Below are 21,462 nucleotides of genomic sequence, written 5' to 3' on the forward strand. Positions count from 1 at the left end.
TCCGGCGAACGTCCCGGTGAGCTAACCGAGCGCGGCGCCGACCAGGTGGTCGATCGTCGACGCATGGCTCTCGAACTGCCCGGGCTCGGCGCCGTAGTGCTCGGCGATCGCACCGTGCATGCCGTAGATCGTCGGCTGCTCCTCGCCCGGCAGGTGGGCCGCCCGCAGCGATCCACCCATGCGCTCGACCCTCACCTCGGACACGTACGCGATGTCACCCATGGGTTCCTCCCTGCTGCTCGGCGGCCATGCCGCCTCCACCATCCCGCTCGGCACGGGTCACCGCGAGGTGGGACGAGATCAGGGGCTCGGCCCGCTCTCGGCCCACCGCGGTCAGCCCTCTCCTGACTGCGCCGACCCCGCGGTCGCCCGCTGGGCCCCCGGCGTCGCCCCCTTGCGGCGGTGGCGGTGGACGGCTGCTGCACCTCCGGCCGTCAGCGCGACGAGTCCCAGCACGGCGGCCACGAAGGGCCACGATCCCGGGGACGTCCCGTACGCGCCGAGAGCGACGTGGGCGACGGTGCCCGGGAGGATGCCGACCGCGGTCCCGAGGACGTAGTCGCCGAGGCGGACGGCGGTCAGCCCGGCCGCGTAGTTGATCGCGGTGAAGGGCAGCACCGGCACCAGCCGCACGCCCAGGACGGCCAGGAACCCGTGCCGGCCGAGGAGCGCGTCGACGCGGGCCACCCGGCCGCCGGTCATCCGTTCGACCGCCTCCCGACCGAGCGCACGCCCCAGCGCGAAGGCGGCGAGCGCTCCCAGCAGTGCGGCCAACAGGACGATGCCGGTGCCCTCGCCGAGGCCGAACAGCAGGCCGGCCGCCACGCTGAACACGTTCTTGGGCACCGGAGCGAGGCTGGCCACCGCATAGACCAGGACGAAGAGGACAGGAGCGGCCGGCCCCACCGCGGCGACGTCCGCCCGCAGCTGCTGTGCGTCCGGCACCCCCACCGCGACCGCGACGACCACGGCGATCGCGATCAGCAGCACCAGCACGGTCAGCCGCAGCCACGTCGACCGCCGGGCGCACACCCGTGCCCGGATCACCCGGCGATGCCCGGCTCGCAGGGGGCGCTGACCGGCGGACACGTGGACCATCAGACACGACCGGACGCTCCTCGGAGGCGAGGAGCCCGCTGCGCGGCCACGCCGACTGGCCCCCGTCGCATCGTCACCGGGGCACCCGCCGCCGTTCACCCTCGCGTCACCCACCGGGGGAACCGTGGTCCCTGCCCGGCACGAGACCCTCGGACCCCACGGTGGGTGGTCACATGCAATCGGCAGAGTCCTCCCGGCTCACGATCGTCGCGGTGCTGACGACCACGGCCTTCTTCCTGGGGCTGACCCTGGTGGAGGTCATCCCGGAGATCCCAGTCGACATCGACGTCAAGCCCTTCTTCATCCCGGTGGCCCTCGCCGTGCTGGTGCCGTGGGGGAAACCGGTGCTGGCCGTGGCGATCGGCGGCATGGCCGGGGAGTTCCTCCGGGACATGCTCGAGGGGTACGAGCCCGACGACGCGCTCGGCGCCGTCGGCTACGTCGTCGGCTTCGCCGCGGCCGGCTACCTGGTGGGGCAGCGGCCGCTGAGCAAGGTGCGGCTGGTCGCCGCCGCCCTCGTCGCCGCGGTGCTGCACGCGGTCATCGAGGCCTGCGCCCTCGTGCTCTTCGACGGCGAGCTGCTGTCCATCGCCGTCTACAGCGCCGCCGGCAACGTGGTCGGTGACGGCGTCCTGCTCGGCGCGCTGCCGCTGCTGCCGGTGGTGCCGCTGCTGTACGGCCGCATCGACCGCTACCTCGGCTACGAGCCGCGCGGGTACCGGCACTACGGCTCCCGGACGCCGGCGGTCCCGCGCCCCCGCCTCGAGCCGCTGCCCGAACCCGCACCGGAGTCCCCGTCCGACGGCCGGGGCGCCAGAGGAGAGCCACCCGGCGCACCCGGTGGACCCGACGCCCGCCCGGCCGGTGCCGGTGCGACATCCAGTGCACCCGGAGGAGGACGACCGTGAACTGCATCGAGGTCGACGACGTGTCCTTCCGCTATCCCGCCACCGAGCACCTGGTCCTCGACGGCGTGTCCTTCCAGGTCCACGAGGGCGAACTGCTCGGCCTCGTCGGTCCGCCGGGGGCGGGCAAGACGACCTTGTGCATGGCGGTGGCCGGGCTGGTCCCGGGCATCACCGGGGGTGAGCTCTCCGGCTCGGTCCGCGTCGAGGGAGCGGTGGGCATCGTCTTCGAGGACCCCGACGGACAGCTCACCCAACTGCGCGCCCTCTCCGAGGTGACCGATCCGCTCCGCACCCGCGGCGCGAGCCGGGACGACGCCGTCCGGGAGGCCCACCGTCTCCTGGAGCGCGTCGGCCTGGGCGGGGAGGACCTCGCCGGCCGGTGGGTCTGGGAGCTGTCGGAGGGCCAGCAGGTCCTCCTCGCCCTGGCCGCCACCCTGGCGACGCAGCCCGACGTCCTGATCCTCGACACGGTCATGGGGTCGCTGGACGCCACCCACCGCGCCGGGGTCCTCGGGCTGCTCCGCGACGAGGCGGGCGCCCGCACCGTCCTGCTGGTGGAGCAGGACGCCACGCTGCTCGGCGAGGTCGCCGATCGGCTGGTCGTGCTGGAGGAGGGCAGGGTGCGGGCCGTCGGCACACCCGCGGAACTGCTCGACGACGACGCCGTCCGGGCCGCCGCAGACCTCGGCACACCCGGGACCCTGGCCGCCGCCCGGCGGCTGCGTCTGCCCTCCCGCCCCCTGACCACCGAGGCCTTCCGCGCCGCCGTGTGCGGCGTCGGCCGCCTGCCCACCGGAGGGACCGCCCGACCGAACGGACACCACGGCGACCGGGCCGCGCCCCCCTGGCGCGAGGACCGGCCGCGCATCCAGGTGCGGAACGTCGACTTCGGCCATCCCGACCGGTCCCCTGCCCTGCGCGGCCTGGACCTGGAGGTCCGACCCGGCGAGGTGCACGCGGTGCTCGGCCACACCGGCGCGGGCAAGAGCACCCTCGTCCGGTTGCTCTGCGGCCTGCTCCGGCCGGTGCGCGGCTCCGTCGTCGTCGACGACCAGGACACCGCGACGGTGCACCCCACCGACCTGGCCCTGCGGGTCGCGACCGTGCTGCAGGACGCCGACCAGACCCTCTCCCAGCGCACCGTGCGCGACGAGATCGCGCTGAGCCTGCGCCGTCGCAAGCGCACCGACGGCCTCGACGACCGGGTCGACCGGGTACGCCGGCTCGTGGGCCTGCCCGAGGACGTGCTCCCGGCCGATCCCCTCCTGCTGCCCCGGGCGCACCGGATGCTCGTCGCCCTCGCCGCAGCGCTGGTGGTCGAGCCGGCCGTGGTCGTGCTGGACTCCCCGACGACCGGGCTGAGCCACGGGGGCAGGCTGCGCCTCGCAGCCGCCCTGGCCGACCTGCGCTCGCGCGGGGTCGCCGTGCTGATCACCGAGCACGACACCGACGTCGTCGTGGAGGTCGCCGACACGGTGACCGTCCTGGACCGCGGCACGGTCGCCGCACAGGGCCCGGTGCACGAACTGCTGCGGTCCACCCGCCGCGCCGAACTCGCCGCCCGTCGCATCGGCCTCCCCACCGCCGGGGTCCTCGCCGATGCCGTCGGCGTGGACGCCTGCACGCTCGACGACCTGGTGGAGGCGCTGTCCGCGGCGCCACCACCGGACACCGACGGGCCGTCCTCGACCGAGCCTCCACCGGCCGTCGCCCCCGTGACGGCGCCTGCACCGACCGGCGGAGGTGCCTGATGCCGTCCCGCGTCCCCGTCCTCTACCGCGATCACGACACGGTCGTCCACCGGCGCGACCCTCGGGTCAAGGTCTTGCTCCTCGGCCTGCTGTTCGTCTTCATCTTCGTGGCGCCCAGCGCCCAGTGGATGTCCCTCGCGGTCCTGGGCGGGCTGCTGCTGGCCGTCCTCGCCCGCACACCGTGGCGCTGGTTGGTGGTGCTGTGGGCGATCCACATCCCCACGTTCGTGGCGCTCATCCTGATCGGCGGATGGGGGTCGGTGACCTCCGGCGACTGGGCCGGGGTGATCGATGCCGGTGGCGCCCACCTCCGGCTCGTCCTGGCCTGGACGGGGGCGATCCTGGTCAGCGTCAGCCTCTTCTCCACCATCGACCCCGACGACCTGTCCCGGGGCCTCCGCGGGGTGGGGCTGCCGGCCGCGGCCGCCTTCGGGCTCGGGCTGGCCTACCGGCTGCTCTACACGACGCTGACCGAGACCGCCTCGATCGCGGAGACGATGCGCTTGCGTGGGCTCCGGCTGGAGTGGCGGCGGCCGATCCGGTTCATCGCGGAGTCGGTCCAGGTCTCGCTGCCCGTGCTGTTCAACGTGGTCCGGCGCGGCCCCATGCTGATGTCGACCATGCAGATCCGCGGCTACTCCCAGGACGCCCAACTCGGCCGGCTGCGGGTCGCCGACGTCGCCGTCCTGGCGATCGGCGTAGCCGTCGTCGTCGGGTCTGCGGTCGCCCGCTGGGGCCCGCTGCCGACGACGCTGATCTGAGCCCCGCCTCCCCCGGACCGGCCTGCCGTGCGGACCCAGGTGCCGCCACGGTGGGCACGCCTCCGACGGTCCTGCACACCGGCGCGCTGCCGCTGCCGACGATTACCCTGGTCAGCCGTGCGGTGGGCGCCTGCTCGCCGGGAGACGGAAGACGGGGACGATGCCGCACAGTTCCACGACGCCCGAGGCGAGTGACGGGCCGGACCGGTCGGCCGGTACCGGCGGAACCGATCTCGGCTTCACCGACGACACCGGGCAGCAGGGCAAGCCCGAGAGCCTGGGAGAGCGGCTGCTGGGCTCCCTGATCGACCGCGCGCACGTCATGCCACCCCGGTTGCTGGCACCGCTGCTGGCCCAGGAGATCGTCGCGGTCGGCGGCCGGGACGTGACCGTCTACCTCCAGGACTACGACCAGGCCTGGCTCCGCCCGCTGCCCGGCGAGGGGCTGACCGACACCGACCCGGTCCCGGTCGAGGGCAGCTGGGCGGGCCGCGCCTTCTCCTCCGACACCGCGATCGAACAGTCGCAGGACGACGGCGGCATGCGCCTGTTCCTGCCCATGCTGGACGGCTCCGACCGGGTCGGGGTCCTCGCCTTCACCCTTCCCCGGGTGGACGACGACGACCGGCGACTCGCCCGGCGGCTGGCCGGCCTGGCCGCGGACATGATCGTCACCAAGGGTGCCTACACCGACAGCTTCTTCCTCGCCCGCGCCAGCCGGCCGATGAGCCTGCCGGCCCAGCTGCAGTGGCAGCTGCTGCCACCGCTGACCATGACCACCCCACGGGTCGCGGTCGCCGGCATCCTGGAGCCCGCCTACGACGTGGGCGGGGACAGCTTCGACTACGCGCTCAACGACCACGTGCTCGGGCTGGCCATCATCGACGCGATGGGCCACGGGCTGGATGCCGCGACCATGGCCACCGTCGCGATCGCCGCGTACCGGCACGCCCGCCGCGCCGGGGTCTCCCTCGTGGACCTGTACGCCGAGATGGACAGCGCGATCGCCGCGCAGTTCCCCGGCCGGTTCGCCACCGCCCAGATGGGCGAACTGGACGTCTCCACCGGCGAGCTCACCTGGGTCAACGCCGGACACCCCGCGCCGCTGCTGCTGCGCGGCCGCCGCGTGGTCGCCGAGCTCACCGGCGCCACCACCCGGCCGGTGGGCTTCGGTGGTGCCACCCCGTCGGTGCAGACCCGTCAGCTGGAGCCCGGTGACCGGGTGCTGTTCTACACCGACGGGGTGGTCGAGGAGCGGCTCAGCGGCGGCGAGCAGTTCGGCGAGGACCGCCTCGTCGACCTGCTCGAGCGGGCCGGGGCGGAGGGCATCAACACCCCGGAGACGATCCGCCGGCTGTCCCGGGCGCTGATGAGCGGGCGGGACGGCAAGACCTCCGACGACACCACCCTGCTCCTGGTCGAGTGGACCGGCCCCGGCGGCGAGGACGAGCTCCGCCGCGTCGCCACCTGACGCCGCATCAGTCGTCGTCCTCGTCGACGAGCTCGCCCTCCCACGCCTCCCGCCCCTCGTGGACGGCGAAGGCCGCAATGACGAAGCCGGCGACCGGGTCGAGCCAGGCGGCACCGGTGAGGGCGTAGAGCCCCAGCCCGACGAGGGTGGAGATGCTCAGCAGCACGCAGATCCGGGTCTCGGCCGCGTCGGCGAGGACCAGCGGGTCACCGCCGAGCGCCAGTCCGACCCGGCGCTTCGCGCGGGCCAGGAGCGGCATGACCACGATGGAAGCAGCCAGCAGCACCAGCCCGACCGTGGAGGTGTCGGGCTCCTCGTCGCCGAGCAGGCTGCGGACGCCCTCGATCACCACGTACGCGGCCAGGACGAAGAAGGTGATCGCCACGGCCTTCAGCGCACGACGTTCCTTGCGCTCGTCGGTGCTGCCGTGCCGCAGCCGGGCCGACAGCCGGAGCCCGACCAGGACCGCGGCGAAGGACTCGATGCCGGAGTCGACACCGAACCCGACCAGCGACACCAGCCCGGCGAGCAGACCGGCGGTGATCGCGACGGCGCCCTCGGCGACGTTGTAGACCACGGTGAACTGCGCCAGACGCAGCCCGCGGCGGGTCAGCCGTTCGGTCTCGACGTCGGTCAGGGCGCTCGGCCGGCCGGTCACGCCCGAGCACCTTCGCCGTAGGTGGGGCACAGCGCGACCGCATCGCCGGTGACGGCGAGCAGCTGCTCGGCGGCGGCCAGCAGCGCCAGCAACTGCGGGGCGGTCGTCAGCGACCACATCGAGGCCCGCCCCTGCGGCCGGGAGGTGACCAGCCCGCAGTCGCGCAGGCAGGACAGGTGCGCCGACACGGTCGACTGGGCCAGCCCCAGGTGCTCGGTCAGCTCCACGACCTTGTGCTCCCCGAGGGTCAGGTGCCGCACGATCGCCAGCCGGGCCGGGTCGCCCAGGCTGCGGAACATGCACGCCGCCGCGCTCAGCGCCGCGGACTCGTCGACAGCAGGGGTGTCACCCCTGCGCCGCGGCACGGCTTCCCCGTCCACCTCGGTCATCGTCATCGGGCGATGATAGCGCCCTCTATCGTTGCTGGCTGGTTGCTGGTCAGTGGGCGCCGAGCTCGACGAGCAGCACGCCGACCGCGATGAGCGCGATCCCGGCACCCATCGTCCGGGTGAGCGGGTCGCGGAACGCCAGGTGCGCGATCACCGCGGTCAGGGCGACGCCGCTCGCGGCCCAGATGCCGTAGGCGACACCGATGGCCAGGCCCGCCCGCAGCGCGAGGGTGAGGAAGGAGAAGCAGGCCAGGTAACCCAGGACGATCAGCGGGGCCCAGCGCTTGTCGCGCAAGCCCTCCGAGGCGCGCAACGACATGGTGGCGCCGACCTCGCACGCGATCGCGGCGGCGAGGAACACCCAGGTCACCGCCCCTCCCCCGGCCCCGCGACGAGGCGCTCGGCGCGGTGCGCGCCGAACTCCACCAGCAGGACCCCGGCGACGATCACCGCGAAGCCGAGGCCCATCAGCGGGGTCAGCGCCTCACCGAACAGGAAGGCGGCGGCGACGGCCGTGAGCATCACCCCGCTGGCACCCCAGATGCCGTAGGCGACCCCGATGGCCATCCCCCGGCGCAGCGTGCCGGCCAGGAGGAGGAACGAGGCGACGTAGCCCACGACCACGGGCAGGTACCAGGCCGCCTGCTCGACGGCCGCCCGCAGGGCGAGCGTGGCGGCGACCTCGACGACGATCGCCCCGGCCAGCCACAGCCACCGGTTCACCAGGCCCCCTGTCTCGATCGCCGGAACGGTCCGCCGGCCCCACCCTGGCGCCGTCCGCCCACCCCACCTTCCCGCCCGGACCGCCGATCGGCGTGGGCGGGTGTCGGGGACGGCGACCGGGGGGATCCTGCGGCGGTGCCCTTCGACTCCCTCGCCCTGACCGTGCGCCGGGCCACCGACACCTCGTGGGAGGTCCTGGCGCCGCTGGTCTACCGCGGCGACCGGGACACCTTCGTCGTCCCGTCCGGCTTCCGGACCGACTTCGCCTCGGTGCCCCGCGTCGTGGTCTGGCTCTTCCCACGCTCCGGTCGCTACACCCCCGCCGCCGTCCTGCACGACTGGCTGACCGACGTCGGGGTGCCCACCGGGGTGCTCTCGGCCCGGGACGCCGACGGGGTGTTCCGGCGGGTGATGCGTGAGCTCGGGGTCCCGCCGCTGCGCCGCTGGCTGATGTGGTGCGGCGTCCGCTGGGGCGCCCTGGCCAACCCGGTGCGCCGGGCGGGCTGGTGGCTCGACGCCCCGCGGGTGCTGGCCCTGTCGGTGGTGGCTGCACCGTTCGTCGTCCCGCCGGCGGCGGTGATCGCGGTCGCGCTGACGGTCTACCGGGCCGCGGAGTCGGCGGTCATCGCCCTGACGGAGGGTCGGGCGGAGGAGCCGGAGCACGACGTGTGGCACTGACCGGCCCGGCGAGGGGCGTCGGAGGACGCCGCGGCGGCCGCGCCCCGGGATGGGGACGCGGCCGCTGCGGGACGGCTCAGGTCAGGACAGCGCGCTGCCGGCCGTCCACTCCTTCCACGGGATGGCCCAGTCGTAGATGTCGCCGTCGGCGGCGGTCAGCGTCCCGCCGATCGAGTTGACGACCTCGACGACGTCACCGGGCTGGGAGAAGTCGTAGAACCACTTCGCGTTCTCGGTGGCCAGGTTGATGCAGCCGTGGCTCACGTTCCGCACGCCCTGGTCGGCCAACGACCACGGGGCGGCGTGCACGAACTCGCCGTTGTTGGAGATGCGCGTCGCGTACTGGACGTCGGTGCGGTACCCACCGGGTGCGTCGACGGCCAGACCGAACGTCGAGGAGTCCATGGTGATGTCGGCGAACTTCTCCAGGACGACGTGCGCACCGTTGTGCGTCGGGTTCTCCGCGTCGCCGGCGCTCATCGGGAAGGTCTGGACGAGCTGGTCGCCGTCGTGGACGGTCAGGGTGTGGGCCGCGGCGTCGGCGACGGAGACGTGCCGCTCGCCCACGCTGAAGGAGATGGTGCGGTCCTTCTCACCCCAGACGCCCTCGCCGAAGTCGACCCCGTAGAGGTCGGCCTCCAAGGTCACCTCGCTGTCGGCCGGCCAGTAGGTGGAGGGCCGGAAGTGCACCTCGTCGTCGCGGACCCAGTTCCACACCCCGTCGGTGGGCGTGCTGCTGGTCACCAGCAGGTGGCGCTCCACCTCGGCCTGGTCGGCGACCGGCTCGTCGAAGAACACCCGGATCGGCATGCCGACCCCCACGGTCGTGCCGTCCAGCGGGCCGATGCCCGGGGTGGACAGCGTCTCCGGGGTCACCGTGGTGAAGGTCGAGGTCGCGGTGGTCTCGTCGGCGGAGGCGTTGGCGGCCGTGGCGGTCACCGTGTAGCTCGTGCCGTAGCCGAGTTCGGTCTCCGGCGTCCAGACGACGGTCGACGGGTCGCCCGGCTCGGGCTCGACGCTGCCCGCCACCTCGGTGCCCGCGTCGTCGGCGACGGTGACGTCGTCCAGCTCACCGCTGGCGACCGTGACCTCCAGCGGGGTGATCGGTGAGACGTCGACGGCGCCGTCGGCCAGGCTCAGCGTCACCTCGGCGGGCGCCGGGGTCGGCGTGCCGGTCGGCGTCCCGGCCGCGTCGTCCGGGGAGCTGCCGGAGGACGAACCCGAGCAACCCGCCAGGACGGCGAGCAACGCCGCGACGAGCAGTGCAGCGATCCGTCTCGCCTGCAGAGAACCCACGAAGACCTGCCCCCAGTTCCGGTGCACGCCGACCGGGACCCTCCCGGCGGGCGTCGCGCACCGTCGCCCAGTGTCCACGCCCGAGCTGACAGTTCGTTGTCTGCCGCAACACGTGACGCGGATGACTCGACCCATCGGGCGGTGCAGCGGGATCGGCGTGTAGAGTCCTCTCCTGTTGCCCGACCACGTCGAGCGACACGCGCCATTAGCTCAATTGGCAGAGCAGCTGACTCTTAATCAGCGGGTTCGGGGTTCGAGTCCCTGATGGCGCACCTTTACAGATCGGCCCGGGCATCGCAGCCCGGACTGCACTGTCCACCCAGGCCGAGACAGCGCCTGACCCCGTCCTCAGCCGGACGGCGCTCCGTGGGAGCCCCTCCCCGTTCGGGTGTCGGTGGTTCGGCTGCCGCCGGACAGATCACGTCCCCTCGAACCCGGCGACGTGCCGTCGTACCGGTCGCCCTGCCCGGCTGGCCCTGACTCGGTCTGCACCGCACCGTCTCGGCCTGAGATCGGGAACCGGCGTCACCGTCTGAGTCCCGCGAGCTGCTCGGGCCCTCCCTAGCATGTGGGGCCTGGATCCACGGACCCGACCGCGGAGGAGCAACATGACGCAGCGCAGCGACGGCACGACCGCGAACGGAACGAGCCAGCTCAGCCACCGCCTCCGGCTGGCCGTCACGGGGTCGCTGTCGGCGGCCGCATTGGCCCTGGGCGTCCTCCAGGCACCCTCGGCCGGGGCGACCAACTCCTGCCCCGAACCGATCCGAGCGGTGCTGGATACGACGCCCGCGACCTACGCCAACACGGTCGCACTGACCTTCGACGACGGTCCCTCGCCGCAGTGGACGCCCGAGGTGCTGGACGTGCTGCGCGCCCGCGGGGTCAAGGCGACCTTCTTCCTCATCGGCCGCAACGTCGCGGACCATCCCGAGATGGCGCGGCGGATCGTGGCCGAGGGACACCTGATCGGCAACCACACTTACACCCATCCGGACCTGACCCAGGTGCCCCCATCGGTCGAAGAAAGCCAGATGGACCGCACCACCCAGGCGATCGGCGACGCCACCGGCGTCCGCCCCTGCTTCTTCCGGGGCCCCTACGGCACCCACAACGGTGCGTCGGTGCAGTCACTGGCCTGGGAGCGCGACATGAACGTCGCCGGGTGGTCGCTGGACACCCGGGACTGGGAGGCGCCGGCGAGCCCGAGCACTGCCTTCCAGGACAGGATCGTGCAGCGGGCCACAGCACCACGGTCGTCGCACCCGATCGTCCTCATGCACGACGGGCCCCCCGGGAACTACCGGTACAACACCGCAGCTGCGCTGGACCGGATCATCAGCTACTACGCCGACCGCGGCTACGTCTTCACCGACCCGGCTGGGCAGACCTTCGCCTCGAGCGCCATCCAGAAGCGCTACAACCAACTGGGCGGGCCGGCCAGCTTCCTGGGCGCGCCGGTGACGGACGAACTTCCCACCCCGGACGGATACGGTGCGTTCACCCACTACCAGAACGGGTCGATCTACTGGTCGCCCGCCACCGGGCCGCACTTCGTCCGCGGTGGCATCCGGGACACCTGGGCGGCACTGGGCTGGGAGAAGTCGGCGCTGGCCTACCCCACCACCGACGAGCGCCCGACCCCGAATGCCTACGGCGCGTTCAACCACTTCCAGAACGGCTCCATCTACTGGTCCCCGGGCACCGGCGCCCACGAGGTCCGCGGCGCAATCCACGACCGGTGGGCTGAACTGGGCTATGAACAGAGCAGTCTGGGCTTTCCCACGACCAACGAGATCCCCACGAGTGCCGTCTATGGGGCCTACAACCGCTTCCAGGACGGCTCCATCTACTGGTCCCCGGGCACCGGCGCCCACGAGGTCCGCGGCGCAATCCACGACCGGTGGGCTGAGCTGGGCTACGAACAGAGCAGTCTGGGCTTGCCCGTCAGCGGCGAGTACTCGGCGAACGGCGTCCAGCGCTCGGACTTCCAGAACGGGTACATCACGTGGACACCCGAGTCCGGAGCCGTCGTCCACGAATCCGGGTGATCTGGAGGAGGGCCCTGCCCCCGATCGGTGACGGCTCGGTGGCCTGTCCTGCACTGTTCTCTGTCGCCCCGACAGCACATGCGATCGACCAGCGGTCCCGTCCTCCGGGACGGAGCCGCTGCGTCGTCCTCAGGCTCGTGTGGGCGACTGCGGCCCAGCTCCGCTTCCCCGCCGAGGACCGCGTGCTGTCGGAGCAGCCGACTCGCTCCGCGCCGAGGTGCCGGTAGAGGTCTTCGGCTTGTGGATCGGCGCCGAACTGAAGCGCGTGCCAGCCGCTGGCTCGGGCCTGTGCCAGTGCGTCATCGAGCAACCGCCGGCCGACGCCGGTACCGATCGCCTCCGCATCGACGAACGGGTCGGCCAGCTCGCCCCGCGGGGGGCCGTCGGTGGGCGCCAGCCGCCAGGACCCGAGGGGCTCACCGCTGCGCTCCGCGATCCCCACGGAGGCCCCGTCACAGTCGGCCGGGTCGACGGTGAGGTCGGCGCGACAGGCGTCCAGGAAGTCGGCCGAGCACCCCCAGTACGCCTTGCTGCGGATGGCCAGCTCGCTGAGCAGCCCGGCCTCACCAGGGGTGGCCGGGCGCAGGAGGGTCGGCGTCGACACGGGCGGAGCCTGGCACGTCCGAACCGGCCCGATCCACCGAACGTACGGGTGTGGTCCCTGCCGGGCGGCCGCGCCGGCCGGGGGCAGGGGGACGACGCAACCGCCCGGTGTTCGGGCCGGGCGCCGTCCGCGGATGGGGCGGTTCGGTGGCCATGGTCTCGACCACCGAACCTGGGGTCCTCTGTGTGCCGGCACGCAGACGCCCCTGCTCCCGTGTGCCCGTCCCCGCCCCGGCCCAACCCGAACGGCAACCGACAATCGCTCAGCGGGCCATCGGCCCGTCGGGTTGGAACTCCCCGGTCCGGACCAGCATCTCGGCGATGTCGCGCACCTTGCGGTTGCGCCGCATGGAGACCGCCGCCATCGCCTGGAAGGCCTGGTCGGCGGTCAGCTTGTGCCGCTCCATCAGGATGCCCTTCGCCTGGTCGATCACCGCACGGGACTCCAGTGCGACCTGCAGGTTCTCCGCCATGTGCCGGGCGCTCTGGTAGGCGTGCATGTTCGACACGGCGACGGCTGCGTACGGCGCGAACCGCACGGCGGCCGACCGCGCTTCCTCGCCGAAGCCGTGCACCTGCCGGGAGTAGATGTTCAGCGCGCCCGACATCTGGTCCTGGATCGGCAGCGGCACCGACAGCGAGCTCCCGCTGCCCCGCTCCCAGGCGACCCGGGCGTAGTCGGGCCAGCGGTCGTCCGTGCGGGCATCGTGGATCTCGACCAGCTCGCCGGTCGCGGCAGCGTGCAGGCAGGGGCCGTAGCCGCGGCCGTACTGGCTCTCGTCGAGGTCCAGGGCGAGCTTGCCGGTGTAGACCGTGGTCGTGGCCCGGTCGTTGACCAGGAGAGAGATCGAGGCCTCGATCTCACCGGGCAGGACCTGCTTGACCAGGTCGGCGACGGTCTGCAGCACCGACTCCATCGAGTGGTCGCGCAGAGCCAGGCTGCCCAGGCGCTCGAGCGCCTCGGTGGCGTCACGGGTCAGAGGTCCATCAGAGGTGGGCACGTCAGACTCCGGTCTGTAGAGCACCGGGGATGCCCCTCGGCAAGGACCCCGCGCTGAGGCCCCGCGCGCGTGCACGCCGCTGTCTGACGCACTGACGCCCGGGCTCACCCGGACGCCGGTGTCCACCGTACCTGCCGTGGAACCCGGTCAGGGCGCTCCACCTGGGCGGTTGTCGCAGCTGGCTATGCTCGTCCCGCCACACCGTCACACAGCCGGCGTGCGGCACGGGGTCTCGCACCCCACGACAGCTGAGCCCTGAGGAACCTGGGGCTCTTCATCGCCGGCACGAGCGACGTCCGGTGCACATCTGACGCCGGAGTACCACCGTGACTCGCCCCATCCCCGATCCCGACGCCGACGTCGTCCAACTCGCCTTCGACGAGCTGGGTCGCATGTCCTTCGCCGCGCACTCACTGGAGTCGGTGCTGCAGAAGGTCACCGACCTGGCTGCGCAGGTCCTCCCTGGCGAACCGGTCACCTCGGTGACCATCATCGGGGACGGCAGGCCCGCCACCCCCGCCGCGAGCCACCCCCTCGCCCGCCAGCTGGACCAGGCCCAGTACGCGCAGCACGCGGGTCCCTGCCTGGAGGCCGCCACCACCGGCCGGCTGGTCGAGGTCGTCGACACCGGCACCGACGAGCGCTGGGGCCCGTTCCCGAAGCTGGCCGCCCAGCGCGGCTGCCGGAGCATGCTGTCCTTCCCGCTGCCCCCGCAGGAGCTGATCCGCGGCGGCCTCAACGTCTACGCCCGCACTGATGCGCCCCTGGACCAGCGGTCCCGGGAGCTGGCCGCGCGCTTCGCCGCCTACGCCGTCGTCCCGGTGTCGAACATGTACCTCTACGAGACCGCCGTCGAACGCGCCGAGCACCTCCGCGCCGCCCTGGACTCCCGGGCGGTCATCGACCAGGCCAAGGGCATCCTGATGGAGCGGCACAAGTGGCCGGCCGACCGGGCGTTCTCCGCCCTGGCCAAGCTGTCGATGGAGAGCAACACCAAGGTCCGCGACATCGCCGACCACCTGGTGCAGACCGGGGAGCTCCCCTCCGCCTGACCGGCCGGGCCCGGCGCGGGAGGATCGCGGCCATGAGCGAACCGCAGCGCCGCGAGTCCGGACTGGTCACCGAGACCCGGGGGCACGTCCGCGTGCTGACCCTCGACCGCCCCGAGCGGCGCAACGCGCTGTCCACGGCGCTGCAGGCCGACCTGGTCGACGAGCTGCTCGCCTGCGCCGAGGACGCCGACGTCCGCGCCGTCGTGGTCACCGGCAACGGCCCGGCGTTCTGCGCCGGCTTCGACCTCAAGGAGATCCGCGAACGCGACCAGCGCGGTGAGCCCTTCCGGCCGCCGATGAACCGCCCCGGCCGCACCCTGTTCGAGGTGCTGGGCGAGACCTACGTACCGGTGATCGCCGCGCTCGGCGGGCACGCGGTCGCCGGCGGGTTCGAGCTCGCGCTGGCGTGCGACATCCGGATCGCCGCGCCCGGGATCAAGCTCGGCCTGCCGGAGGCGACGATCGGGATGGGCGCCAACTACGGCTCGGTGGTGCTGCCCAAGCGGATCCCGACCGGCATCGCGCTGGAGATGCTGTTCACCGGGGAGTACGTGACCAGCGAGGACGCCGCCCGGTGGGGGCTGGTCAACCGCGTCGTCCCGGTGGAGGAGGTGCTGCCCGCCGCCCTGGCCCTCGCCGCGCGGATCGCGGCCAACGCCCCGCTGTCGGTGCGCCGGATGAAGGAGACCGCGGTCAAGGGGCTCGAGCTGCCGCTGGCCGCGGCGCTGCGGCTGGACGTCGGCCCGAACCCCTACCTGAGCGAGGACCGGCGCGAGGGGATCGCCGCGTACCTGGAGAAGCGCCCGCCGCAGTGGTCAGGGCGGTGACTCCCAGGGACAGTGGAGGGGTGACCGCACCGTCTGAGACCCCCGCCGACACCGGCGCCCGCCGCGCCGACGAGTACCTGCAGCTGCTGGCCGACGACCGGCCCGAGGACGCCGAGGCGCTCCTGGCCGGCCTGACCGACGTCCGCGAACTGGTCTTCCTGGGCGCGAGCCTCACCACCCGGGCCCGCCGTACCGGGCGCACGCTGCCCACGGCGATGCGCGCCCAGGCCAGCGCCCGCCAGGTGCTGTTGGGCCAGCTGCGCGACCGCAACCGGTTCGACGTCGACGGGCTGCGCACCTGGCTGCGGGAGGCCGCCGCAGAGGTGCAGACCGTGGAGCGGCTGGCCGAGGCGGCCCGGCAGCGACTGGGCGACCAGGCCTCCGCCGGCTGAACCTCAGCGTGCGGCGCGCAGCGCCCGGGGCAGCGTGACCGCCAGCGGCAGCGCCAGGGCCAGCAGCGCCGCCACGAAGACGTAGCTCAACGACAGGCCGACCTGGGCGGCCACCGCCCCGACCGCCAGCGCACCGATCGCGGTGCCGGTGTCGTAGCAGGCGTTCCACACGGCGCTGACCGTCGTGGTCTGCCCGGCGCCGGCCCGGGCAAGAGCGATCACCAGGGTCAGGTTCTGCACCGCGCCGTAGGCGACGCCCAGCGCGAAGGCCCCGGTCAGCACGGCCGCGGCCCCGCCGGCACCGGCCGCCCGGAGCCCCAGCGCGACCAGCAGCATCCCGACGACCCCGCTGGCCAGCGTCGCCGGGAGCAGGACCCGCGCACCCAGCCGGTCGACGAGCAGCCCGGCACCCCACCGGCACAGGGCAGTGCTCACCCCGAACACCAGCAGCGCCACCACCGCCAGGGCGCCGTCGGGCAGCTCGATCGGCAGGAAGGTCACCAGCCCGCCGCCGGCCAGGGTCACCACCAGCAGCATCAGCGACGGCGCGGCCGCCGCCCACACCGCCGCCCGCGAACCACCCGGGGTGGGCACCTCCGGCGGGCCGAGGGCGCGCACCAGCCCCGGCACGAACACCAGTGCGAGCACCGGCGCCGCCGCCATCGCGGCGACCCACGGGAAGTGCCCGGCCAGGGTGAGCGCCGTCCCGCCCGGCACCGCCGCGAGCGTCGGCACCGAGATCGCCAACCCGTAGATGCCGATCGACTCACCGCGCCGCTCGGGCGGCACCGCCTGGGCCGCGATCGTGGAGCCGAGCACGGTGAGCACCGCGAACCCCAGACCGCGCACCACCGAGACGACGGCGAACCAGCGCACGTCGTCGGCCAGCAGGTAGAGCGGGGACGGCGCCCCCAGGGCGACCAGTCCGCCGGCGAGCACCGGGGCGATGCCCAGCCGGGCGACCAGCGTTGGCACCACCATCTGGGCGAGCACGGTGGCCACCAGGAACACCGTGGTCACGGCCCCCGCAGCGGTGAGCCCTGCACCCAGTGCGGCAGCGTGTGCCGGCAGCGCCGACAGCAGCAGCGAGTAGCTGAGGAACCCGAGCGCGTTGAGCGCGAACAGGGAGCGCACGGCCGGGAGTCGCCACAGCGAACTCCGTCGCTCCGTCGTCGTCACGCGGTCTGCCCCCGTCCCCGGTTCACCAACTCGTCCCTGGACTCCCTACGGTCAGGGCATGGAAACCACGTCCAGCATCCCGGCGACCACCTCGATCGTCGTCATGGGGGTCTCCGGCTCCGGCAAGTCGACGGTCGCCACCGAGCTCGCCCGCCGACTGCAGTGGGAGTTCATCGAGGGCGATGACCTGCACCCGCCGGAGAACGTGGAGAAGATGCGCGGCGGCACCCCGCTGGACGACGAGGACCGCTGGCCCTGGCTGCGCCGGATGGCCGAGCTGATCGGCGAGCACGAGGCTGCGGGGACGTCGTTGATCCTCACCTGCTCGGCGCTCAAGCGCAGCTACCGGGACCTGCTCTGCGACGGGCACCCCTCGGTGTGGTTCGCGCACGCGAACACCTCGGAGGAGACCCTCACCGAGCGGCTGGCCAAGCGCCAGGGCCACTACATGCCGCCGTCCCTGTTGCGCAGCCAGCTGGACACCCTGGAGCCGCTGGCCGAGGACGAGCCGGGTGCGGTCGTCCCCGGCGAGGGCTCGGTGGAGGAGACGGTCGGTGACCTGCTCGCCGAGCTGTGCGACGAGCGGGGGATCCAGCTCCCCGACTGAGCACCGCGGTCATCGGCGAGTGGCCGGCCGCCCCTCGCCGATGACCCACGGTCGACTACGACATGTGCGGGTAGCGGTGGTCGGTCGCGGGGACGAACGTCTCCTTGAGCGCGCGGGTGCTCGTCCAGCGCTGCAGGTTCTGCTTCGCCCCCGCCTTGTCGTTGGTGCCCGAGCCGCGGCCGCCGCCGAAGGGCTGCTGGCCGACGACGGCGCCGGTGGGCTTGTCGTTGACGTAGAAGTTGCCGGCAGCGTGCCGGAGGAACCGGCGCGCGTGGTCGATCGCCGTCCGGTCCTGGGCGATGACGGCGCCGGTGAGCGCGTAGGGCGCTGCGGACTCCATCTGGGTCAGCACCCGGTCGTAGTCGGCGTCGTCGTACACGTGCACCGCCAGCACCGGGCCGAAGTACTCGGTGGTGAACACCTCGTGCCCGGGGTCGGTGCCCTCGATGACCGTGGGCCGGACGAAGAAGCCCTCGCTGTCGTCGGCGGTGCCGCCGGCGACCACGGTGAGCGCGTCGTCGTCCTTCGCCGACTCGAGCACCCTCGACAGCTTGGTGAAGGACTTGCGGTCGATGACCGCGCCCATGAAGTTCGAGAAGTCGGTGACGTCGCCCATCGGGAGCTCCTCGACGGTGCCGATCAGGTCGTCGCGGATCTGGCCCCAGAGGCTGCGCGGCACGTAGGCCCGCGAGGCCGCCGAGCACTTCTGCCCCTGGTACTCGAAGGAGCCGCGGATCATCGCGGTGCGCAGCACGTCGGGGTCGGCGGAGGGGTGCGCGACGATGAAGTCCTTGCCGCCGGTCTCCCCCACCAGCCGCGGGTAGCCGCGGTAGCCGGCGATGTTCTCCCCCACGGTGCGCCACAGGTGCTGGAACACCGGGGTCGAGCCGGTGAAGTGGATGCCGGCCAGGTCGCGGTCGGCGAGCACGACGTCGGAGACGGCGACCCCGTCGCCCGGCAGCATGTTGATCACGCCCGGCGGCAGGCCGGCGGCCTCGAGCAGCCGCATGAGGAAGTGCGCGGCGAACTGCTGGGTGGGGGCGGGCTTCCAGATGACCGTGTTGCCCATCAGGGCCGGCGCAGTGGGCAGGTTGCCGGCGATGGCGGTGAAGTTGAACGGGGTGACCGCGTAGACGAAGCCCTCCAGCGGACGGTGGTCGACGCGGTTCCACACCCCGGGACCGGACACCGGCTGCTCGGCGAGGATCTCCCGGGCGAAGTGCACGTTGTAGCGCCAGAAGTCGATCAGCTCGCAGGCGGAGTCGATCTCGGCCTGGTAGGCGGTCTTGCTCTGCCCGAGCATCGTCGCGGCGTTGAGCGTCTGCCGCCACGGCCCGGCCAGCAGGTCGGCGGCCCGGAGGAAGACCGCGGCCCGGTCGTCGAAGGACAGCTCCGACCAGCCGGGTGCGGCGTCCTTGGCACAGCGCACCGCCTCCTGGGCGTCGGCGGCGGTGGCGGCGGCCGAGGTGCCGAGCACCTGGGCGTGCCGGTGCGGGGCGACGACGTCGAACGCAGCTCCCCCGGCCATCCGCTGGGTCCCGCCGACGGTGGCGGTCAGCTCGACGGGTCCGGCAGCGAGTTCGGTGAGCCGCTGCTGCAGCTCGGCCCGCTCGGGTGAGCCGGGGGCGTAGTCCCGCACCGGCTCGTTGTGCGGCGCAGGGACCTGGGTGACGGCGTCCATGGGGTGCTCCTCAGGAGACGGGTGGCACCAAAATGGCCATTTTGGTGGAAGCGGTTCAGGACTTGGTGGCGAGGGAGCGGAGGAAGAACTGGAGGTTGGCCGGGCGCTCGGCCAACCGGCGCATGAAGTAGCCGTACCAGTCGGCGCCGTAGGGCACGTAGGCCCGGACGGTGTGCCCGTCGGCGGCCAACCGGGTCTGCTCGTCGGGGCGGATCCCGTAGAGCAGCTGGAACTCGTAGCTGTCGGTGCTGCGGCCGGTCTCGGCGACCAGGTCCAGCAGCTGCTGGACGAACCGCGGGTCGTGCGTGCCGGCCATCGGGTACCCGGGCCCGCGGACCAGCGTCTCCAGGCAGCGGCCGTAGGCGGCGTCGACGGCGGCCTTGTCCTGGTGGGCGGCCGACGGGGGCTCGTGGTAGGCGCCCTTGACCAGCCGCACCCGCGACCCGGGGAGGGCGAGGGCGCGGGCGTCGTCCTCGGTGCGGCGCAGCATCGCCTGGAGCACCGCACCGGTGCCCGGGTGGTCGCGGCGCAGCTCGGCCAGCACGCCGAGGGTGGAGTCGACGGTGTGCGACTCCTCCATGTCCAGGGTGACGGTGGTGCCCAGCGAGGTCGCCAGCTCCACCACCGGGCGCACCAGCTCCAGCGCGAGGTCGTCACCGCCGACGGGGAGCGCCTGGCCGAACGCGGACAGCTTCACCGAGACCTCGGCGGCCCGGCCCAGGTCCAGCGGCGCCAGCGCCTCGAGCGCGGCCAGGTAGGCGTCCCGGCTGCGCCGGGCCTCGCTGCGGTCGGTCACGTCCTCGCCGAGGTGGTCGAGGGTGACCGCGAGGCCGTCCGCGGCCAGCGCCTGCACGACCTCGATCGCCTCGGGCAGGGTCTCCCCGGCGACGAAGCGCTCGACCACCCGGCGGGTGACGGGCGTGCCGGTGACCACCTTGCGCAGACCCGGGCGGCGGGCGGCGGCGAGGAGCGCCTTCTGGGTGAGCACGGGGCGCCTCCGACGGGGCGGTGTTCAGCGTGGGTGGTGCGGTGCTCCGAACGCTAGGGACGACGACCGGCCGCGCACCATCGACAGATGTCCGGACTCGCCGGGACACCCTCGTACGATCGTCTGAGACGGCGAGAGGAACTCCCGGTGCGTGACGACCTGCAGGACCTGGTGGACGAGGTCTCCCGGCTGCTCGCCGCCCCGGCGACGCTGGAGGACCGCGACTTCACGATGCTCGCGGCCTGCGCCCACGGCGAGCTGGAGGGCGGGGACGCCGGCAGCACGATGGACGCCGTCCGGGCGCGCTCCATCCTGGGCCGGGGCTCGACGCCGGAGGTGCGCCGCCGGTTCGAGGAGTTCGGCATCGCCGACGCCACCGACCCGCTGCGGGTGCCGGCCGACCCGGCGGCCGGCATCCTCACCCGGCTGTGCCTGCCGGTGCGAGCCAGCGGGCGGCTGCAGGGCTACCTCTGGCTGCTCGACGGGGGCCGCACCGACGTCGGCGACCCGGCTGCCCCCGGCCTGGCCGAGGCGGTCACGCTGGCCGCCGAGGCGGGCCGGCTGCTCGCGGAGGGCCGGCCCGGCACCGCCGACCTGTCCGCCGCGCTGCGTGCCGTGCTCACCGGTGCGGCACCCGGCCGGGCGGTGCGGGAGCTGACCGACGCCCTGGGGGGCGACCGGACGACGGTGACGCTGGTGGCCCTGCGCCCGGCCGCCGGCAGCCTGCCCACCGGCTGGACGCCGCCCGGGGCCGGCGCGGTCACCGCCGTGCTCCCCGCGCGCACCGACGCCGTCACGGTCGCGGTGCTGCTGCCCCTGTCCGGGGACGGCGACACCCGTCCGGCCGGGGCGCTGAGCGCCGCGGCCCTCGCCCGTCTCCCGGCGGGCAGCACCGCCGGCGTCGCTGCTCCCCGGCGCGGCTGCTTGGAGCTCCCCGACCAGTGGCACGAGGCGCGGACCGCGGCCCGGGTCGCCGCCGTCGACCCCCGGCTGGCCCCGGCGGCGTCCTGGTCCGAGCTCGGCCCGTGGCGGCAGGTGGCCGCGCTACCCGGGCCGGACCCCTCGCTGGCGCGGCTGCTCGCCGACCCGGTGCTCACCGGCACCGCCGAGGCGTGGCTGGACTGCGCCGGCAGCCCGCAGCGGGCGGCGGCACAGCTGTGCATCCACCGCCAGACGCTCTACTACCGGCTCGGCCGGATCTCCGAGCTCACCGGACTGGACCTCGCCGACGGCGCCGACCGGCTGCTGCTGCACCTGGGCGTCCGTGCGGCACGGCTCACGTCGTCGAACCCGGTTCCGGAACCCCCCGGCCGCACCGGTGACCTAAGCTCGGCTGACTCATGAACTC

At 73.5% G+C, this 21,462-nt stretch carries 23 protein-coding genes and 1 tRNA gene; 12 read left to right on the forward strand and 12 right to left on the reverse strand.

Translation table 11 applies throughout. The annotated features are described in order from the left end of the window. Positions 1 to 21: 21 nt before the first annotated feature. Both O2W16_RS03150 and O2W16_RS03155 read right to left on the reverse strand, forming a co-directional pair. Positions 22 to 222 carry a hypothetical protein gene (locus O2W16_RS03150; protein WP_269157332.1) on the reverse strand — a complete coding sequence of 67 codons (201 nt, stop codon included), beginning with the start codon at positions 220 to 222 and terminating at the stop codon, positions 22 to 24. Between the two features lie 111 nt (positions 223 to 333). Beyond that, the gene (locus tag O2W16_RS03155) at positions 334 to 1,047 is read right to left on the reverse strand and encodes a TVP38/TMEM64 family protein (protein ID WP_269157333.1); all 714 of its coding nucleotides are present in this window, start codon (positions 1,045 to 1,047) and stop codon (positions 334 to 336) included. 224 nt (positions 1,048 to 1,271) lie between these two features. Here O2W16_RS03155 and O2W16_RS03160 point away from each other — a divergent pair, with 224 nt between their 5' ends. The 4 genes from O2W16_RS03160 (at position 1,272) to O2W16_RS03175 (ending at position 5,989) form a co-directional block, all read left to right on the forward strand. After that, positions 1,272 to 2,006 carry a hypothetical protein gene (locus O2W16_RS03160; RefSeq protein WP_269157334.1) on the forward strand — a complete coding sequence of 245 codons (735 nt, stop codon included), beginning with the start codon at positions 1,272 to 1,274 and terminating at the stop codon, positions 2,004 to 2,006. Further along, positions 2,003 to 3,757: an ABC transporter ATP-binding protein gene (locus tag O2W16_RS03165; RefSeq protein ID WP_269157335.1), complete on the forward strand. Its 1,755-nt coding sequence runs from the start codon at positions 2,003 to 2,005 to the stop codon at positions 3,755 to 3,757. Before O2W16_RS03160 ends, O2W16_RS03165 begins: the two co-directional genes overlap by 4 nt. After that, complete coding sequence (locus O2W16_RS03170; protein WP_269157336.1) at positions 3,757 to 4,518, forward strand: energy-coupling factor transporter transmembrane component T; 762 nt, start codon at positions 3,757 to 3,759, stop codon at positions 4,516 to 4,518. The genes O2W16_RS03165 and O2W16_RS03170 overlap by 1 nt, the downstream gene beginning before the upstream one ends. Before the next feature lie 160 nt (positions 4,519 to 4,678). Further along, complete coding sequence (locus O2W16_RS03175; RefSeq protein WP_269157337.1) at positions 4,679 to 5,989, forward strand: PP2C family protein-serine/threonine phosphatase; 1,311 nt, start codon at positions 4,679 to 4,681, stop codon at positions 5,987 to 5,989. A 7-nt stretch (positions 5,990 to 5,996) separates the two neighbouring features. On the opposite strand, the gene O2W16_RS03180 is transcribed toward O2W16_RS03175, so the two are convergent. Genes O2W16_RS03180 through O2W16_RS03195 form a run of 4 tightly spaced genes read right to left on the reverse strand, consistent with a single transcriptional unit; the run spans position 5,997 to position 7,759 of the window. Next, positions 5,997 to 6,647, reverse strand: a complete 651-nt coding sequence (locus tag O2W16_RS03180) for a cation diffusion facilitator family transporter (RefSeq protein ID WP_269157338.1) — start codon at positions 6,645 to 6,647, stop codon at positions 5,997 to 5,999. Beyond that, the gene (locus tag O2W16_RS03185) at positions 6,644 to 7,042 is read right to left on the reverse strand and encodes an ArsR/SmtB family transcription factor (RefSeq protein WP_269157339.1); all 399 of its coding nucleotides are present in this window, start codon (positions 7,040 to 7,042) and stop codon (positions 6,644 to 6,646) included. The genes O2W16_RS03180 and O2W16_RS03185 overlap by 4 nt, the downstream gene beginning before the upstream one ends. Positions 7,043 to 7,085: 43 nt before the next feature. After that, complete coding sequence (locus O2W16_RS03190) at positions 7,086 to 7,406, reverse strand: DMT family transporter (RefSeq protein ID WP_269157340.1); 321 nt, start codon at positions 7,404 to 7,406, stop codon at positions 7,086 to 7,088. Further along, positions 7,403 to 7,759, reverse strand: a complete 357-nt coding sequence (locus O2W16_RS03195) for a DMT family transporter (protein ID WP_269157341.1) — start codon at positions 7,757 to 7,759, stop codon at positions 7,403 to 7,405. The genes O2W16_RS03190 and O2W16_RS03195 overlap by 4 nt, the downstream gene beginning before the upstream one ends. A gap of 135 nt (positions 7,760 to 7,894) precedes the next feature. On the opposite strand from O2W16_RS03195, the gene O2W16_RS03200 reads away from it, so the two are divergent. Next, a complete protein-coding gene (locus O2W16_RS03200) occupies positions 7,895 to 8,437 on the forward strand; it encodes a DUF1353 domain-containing protein (protein ID WP_269157342.1) in 543 nt (180 codons plus the stop codon). A gap of 81 nt (positions 8,438 to 8,518) precedes the next feature. Here the strand turns inward: O2W16_RS03200 and O2W16_RS03205 are convergent, their stop codons facing one another. Then, complete coding sequence (locus tag O2W16_RS03205) at positions 8,519 to 9,733, reverse strand: L,D-transpeptidase (RefSeq protein WP_269157343.1); 1,215 nt, start codon at positions 9,731 to 9,733, stop codon at positions 8,519 to 8,521. A gap of 199 nt (positions 9,734 to 9,932) precedes the next feature. On the opposite strand from O2W16_RS03205, the gene O2W16_RS03210 reads away from it, so the two are divergent. Together O2W16_RS03210 and O2W16_RS03215 are read left to right on the forward strand one after the other, a co-directional pair. Next, positions 9,933 to 10,005, forward strand: a tRNA-Lys gene (locus tag O2W16_RS03210). 336 nt (positions 10,006 to 10,341) lie between these two features. Then, positions 10,342 to 11,784 (forward strand): polysaccharide deacetylase family protein, encoded by a 1,443-nt coding sequence (locus tag O2W16_RS03215; RefSeq protein WP_269157344.1) that lies wholly within the window; start codon positions 10,342 to 10,344, stop codon positions 11,782 to 11,784. Here O2W16_RS03215 and O2W16_RS21645 read toward each other — a convergent pair. Continuing rightward, a complete protein-coding gene (locus tag O2W16_RS21645) occupies positions 11,738 to 12,583 on the reverse strand; it encodes a GNAT family N-acetyltransferase (RefSeq protein ID WP_442928896.1) in 846 nt (281 codons plus the stop codon). The genes O2W16_RS03215 and O2W16_RS21645 overlap by 47 nt on opposite strands. Positions 12,584 to 12,650: 67 nt before the next feature. Continuing rightward, positions 12,651 to 13,388, reverse strand: a complete 738-nt coding sequence (locus tag O2W16_RS03220; RefSeq protein ID WP_269157345.1) for a GAF and ANTAR domain-containing protein — start codon at positions 13,386 to 13,388, stop codon at positions 12,651 to 12,653. 326 nt (positions 13,389 to 13,714) lie between these two features. Between O2W16_RS03220 and O2W16_RS03225 the strand changes: the two genes are divergently transcribed. The 3 genes from O2W16_RS03225 to O2W16_RS03235 are packed head-to-tail and all read left to right on the forward strand — an operon-like array spanning position 13,715 to position 15,659. Further along, positions 13,715 to 14,440: a GAF and ANTAR domain-containing protein gene (locus O2W16_RS03225; protein ID WP_269157346.1), complete on the forward strand. Its 726-nt coding sequence runs from the start codon at positions 13,715 to 13,717 to the stop codon at positions 14,438 to 14,440. Positions 14,441 to 14,472: 32 nt separating this feature from the next. Beyond that, positions 14,473 to 15,267, forward strand: a complete 795-nt coding sequence (locus O2W16_RS03230; protein ID WP_269157347.1) for an enoyl-CoA hydratase/isomerase family protein — start codon at positions 14,473 to 14,475, stop codon at positions 15,265 to 15,267. A gap of 20 nt (positions 15,268 to 15,287) precedes the next feature. After that, positions 15,288 to 15,659, forward strand: coding sequence for a hypothetical protein (locus O2W16_RS03235; protein WP_269157348.1), 372 nt, complete (start codon positions 15,288 to 15,290; stop codon positions 15,657 to 15,659). A 3-nt stretch (positions 15,660 to 15,662) separates the two neighbouring features. Here the strand turns inward: O2W16_RS03235 and O2W16_RS03240 are convergent, their stop codons facing one another. Next, positions 15,663 to 16,793: an MFS transporter gene (locus tag O2W16_RS03240; RefSeq protein WP_269157349.1), complete on the reverse strand. Its 1,131-nt coding sequence runs from the start codon at positions 16,791 to 16,793 to the stop codon at positions 15,663 to 15,665. Positions 16,794 to 16,896: 103 nt separating this feature from the next. Between O2W16_RS03240 and O2W16_RS03245 the strand changes: the two genes are divergently transcribed. Further along, a complete protein-coding gene (locus O2W16_RS03245) occupies positions 16,897 to 17,445 on the forward strand; it encodes a gluconokinase (protein ID WP_269157350.1) in 549 nt (182 codons plus the stop codon). A 55-nt stretch (positions 17,446 to 17,500) separates the two neighbouring features. Here the strand turns inward: O2W16_RS03245 and pruA are convergent, their stop codons facing one another. Together pruA and O2W16_RS03255 are read right to left on the reverse strand one after the other, a co-directional pair. Beyond that, positions 17,501 to 19,126: an L-glutamate gamma-semialdehyde dehydrogenase gene (pruA, locus tag O2W16_RS03250; RefSeq protein ID WP_269157351.1), complete on the reverse strand. Its 1,626-nt coding sequence runs from the start codon at positions 19,124 to 19,126 to the stop codon at positions 17,501 to 17,503. Between the two features lie 55 nt (positions 19,127 to 19,181). Next, positions 19,182 to 20,114: a proline dehydrogenase family protein gene (locus tag O2W16_RS03255; protein WP_269157352.1), complete on the reverse strand. Its 933-nt coding sequence runs from the start codon at positions 20,112 to 20,114 to the stop codon at positions 19,182 to 19,184. A 147-nt stretch (positions 20,115 to 20,261) separates the two neighbouring features. Between O2W16_RS03255 and O2W16_RS03260 the strand changes: the two genes are divergently transcribed. Continuing rightward, positions 20,262 to 21,458: a PucR family transcriptional regulator gene (locus O2W16_RS03260; RefSeq protein ID WP_269157353.1), complete on the forward strand. Its 1,197-nt coding sequence runs from the start codon at positions 20,262 to 20,264 to the stop codon at positions 21,456 to 21,458. Positions 21,459 to 21,462 lie beyond the last annotated feature (4 nt).

This window comes from Modestobacter sp. VKM Ac-2984, from assembly GCF_026967985.1.
Classification (GTDB): domain Bacteria; phylum Actinomycetota; class Actinomycetes; order Mycobacteriales; family Geodermatophilaceae; genus Modestobacter.

What these genes read in the sequence shown, in the direction of transcription:
- O2W16_RS03150 (WP_269157332.1), bottom strand. Translation starts at nt 222, where the DNA reads ATGGGTGACATCGCGTACGTGTCCGAGGTGAGGGTCGAGCGCATGGGT.
- O2W16_RS03160 (WP_269157334.1), top strand. Translation starts at nt 1,272, where the DNA reads ATGCAATCGGCAGAGTCCTCCCGGCTCACGATCGTCGCGGTGCTGACG.
- O2W16_RS03170 (WP_269157336.1), top strand. Translation starts at nt 3,757, where the DNA reads ATGCCGTCCCGCGTCCCCGTCCTCTACCGCGATCACGACACGGTCGTC.
- O2W16_RS03175 (WP_269157337.1), top strand. Translation starts at nt 4,679, where the DNA reads ATGCCGCACAGTTCCACGACGCCCGAGGCGAGTGACGGGCCGGACCGG.
- O2W16_RS03185 (WP_269157339.1), bottom strand. Translation starts at nt 7,042, where the DNA reads ATGACGATGACCGAGGTGGACGGGGAAGCCGTGCCGCGGCGCAGGGGT.
- O2W16_RS03215 (WP_269157344.1), top strand. Translation starts at nt 10,342, where the DNA reads ATGACGCAGCGCAGCGACGGCACGACCGCGAACGGAACGAGCCAGCTC.
- O2W16_RS03230 (WP_269157347.1), top strand. Translation starts at nt 14,473, where the DNA reads ATGAGCGAACCGCAGCGCCGCGAGTCCGGACTGGTCACCGAGACCCGG.
- O2W16_RS03245 (WP_269157350.1), top strand. Translation starts at nt 16,897, where the DNA reads ATGGAAACCACGTCCAGCATCCCGGCGACCACCTCGATCGTCGTCATG.
- pruA (WP_269157351.1), bottom strand. Translation starts at nt 19,126, where the DNA reads ATGGACGCCGTCACCCAGGTCCCTGCGCCGCACAACGAGCCGGTGCGG.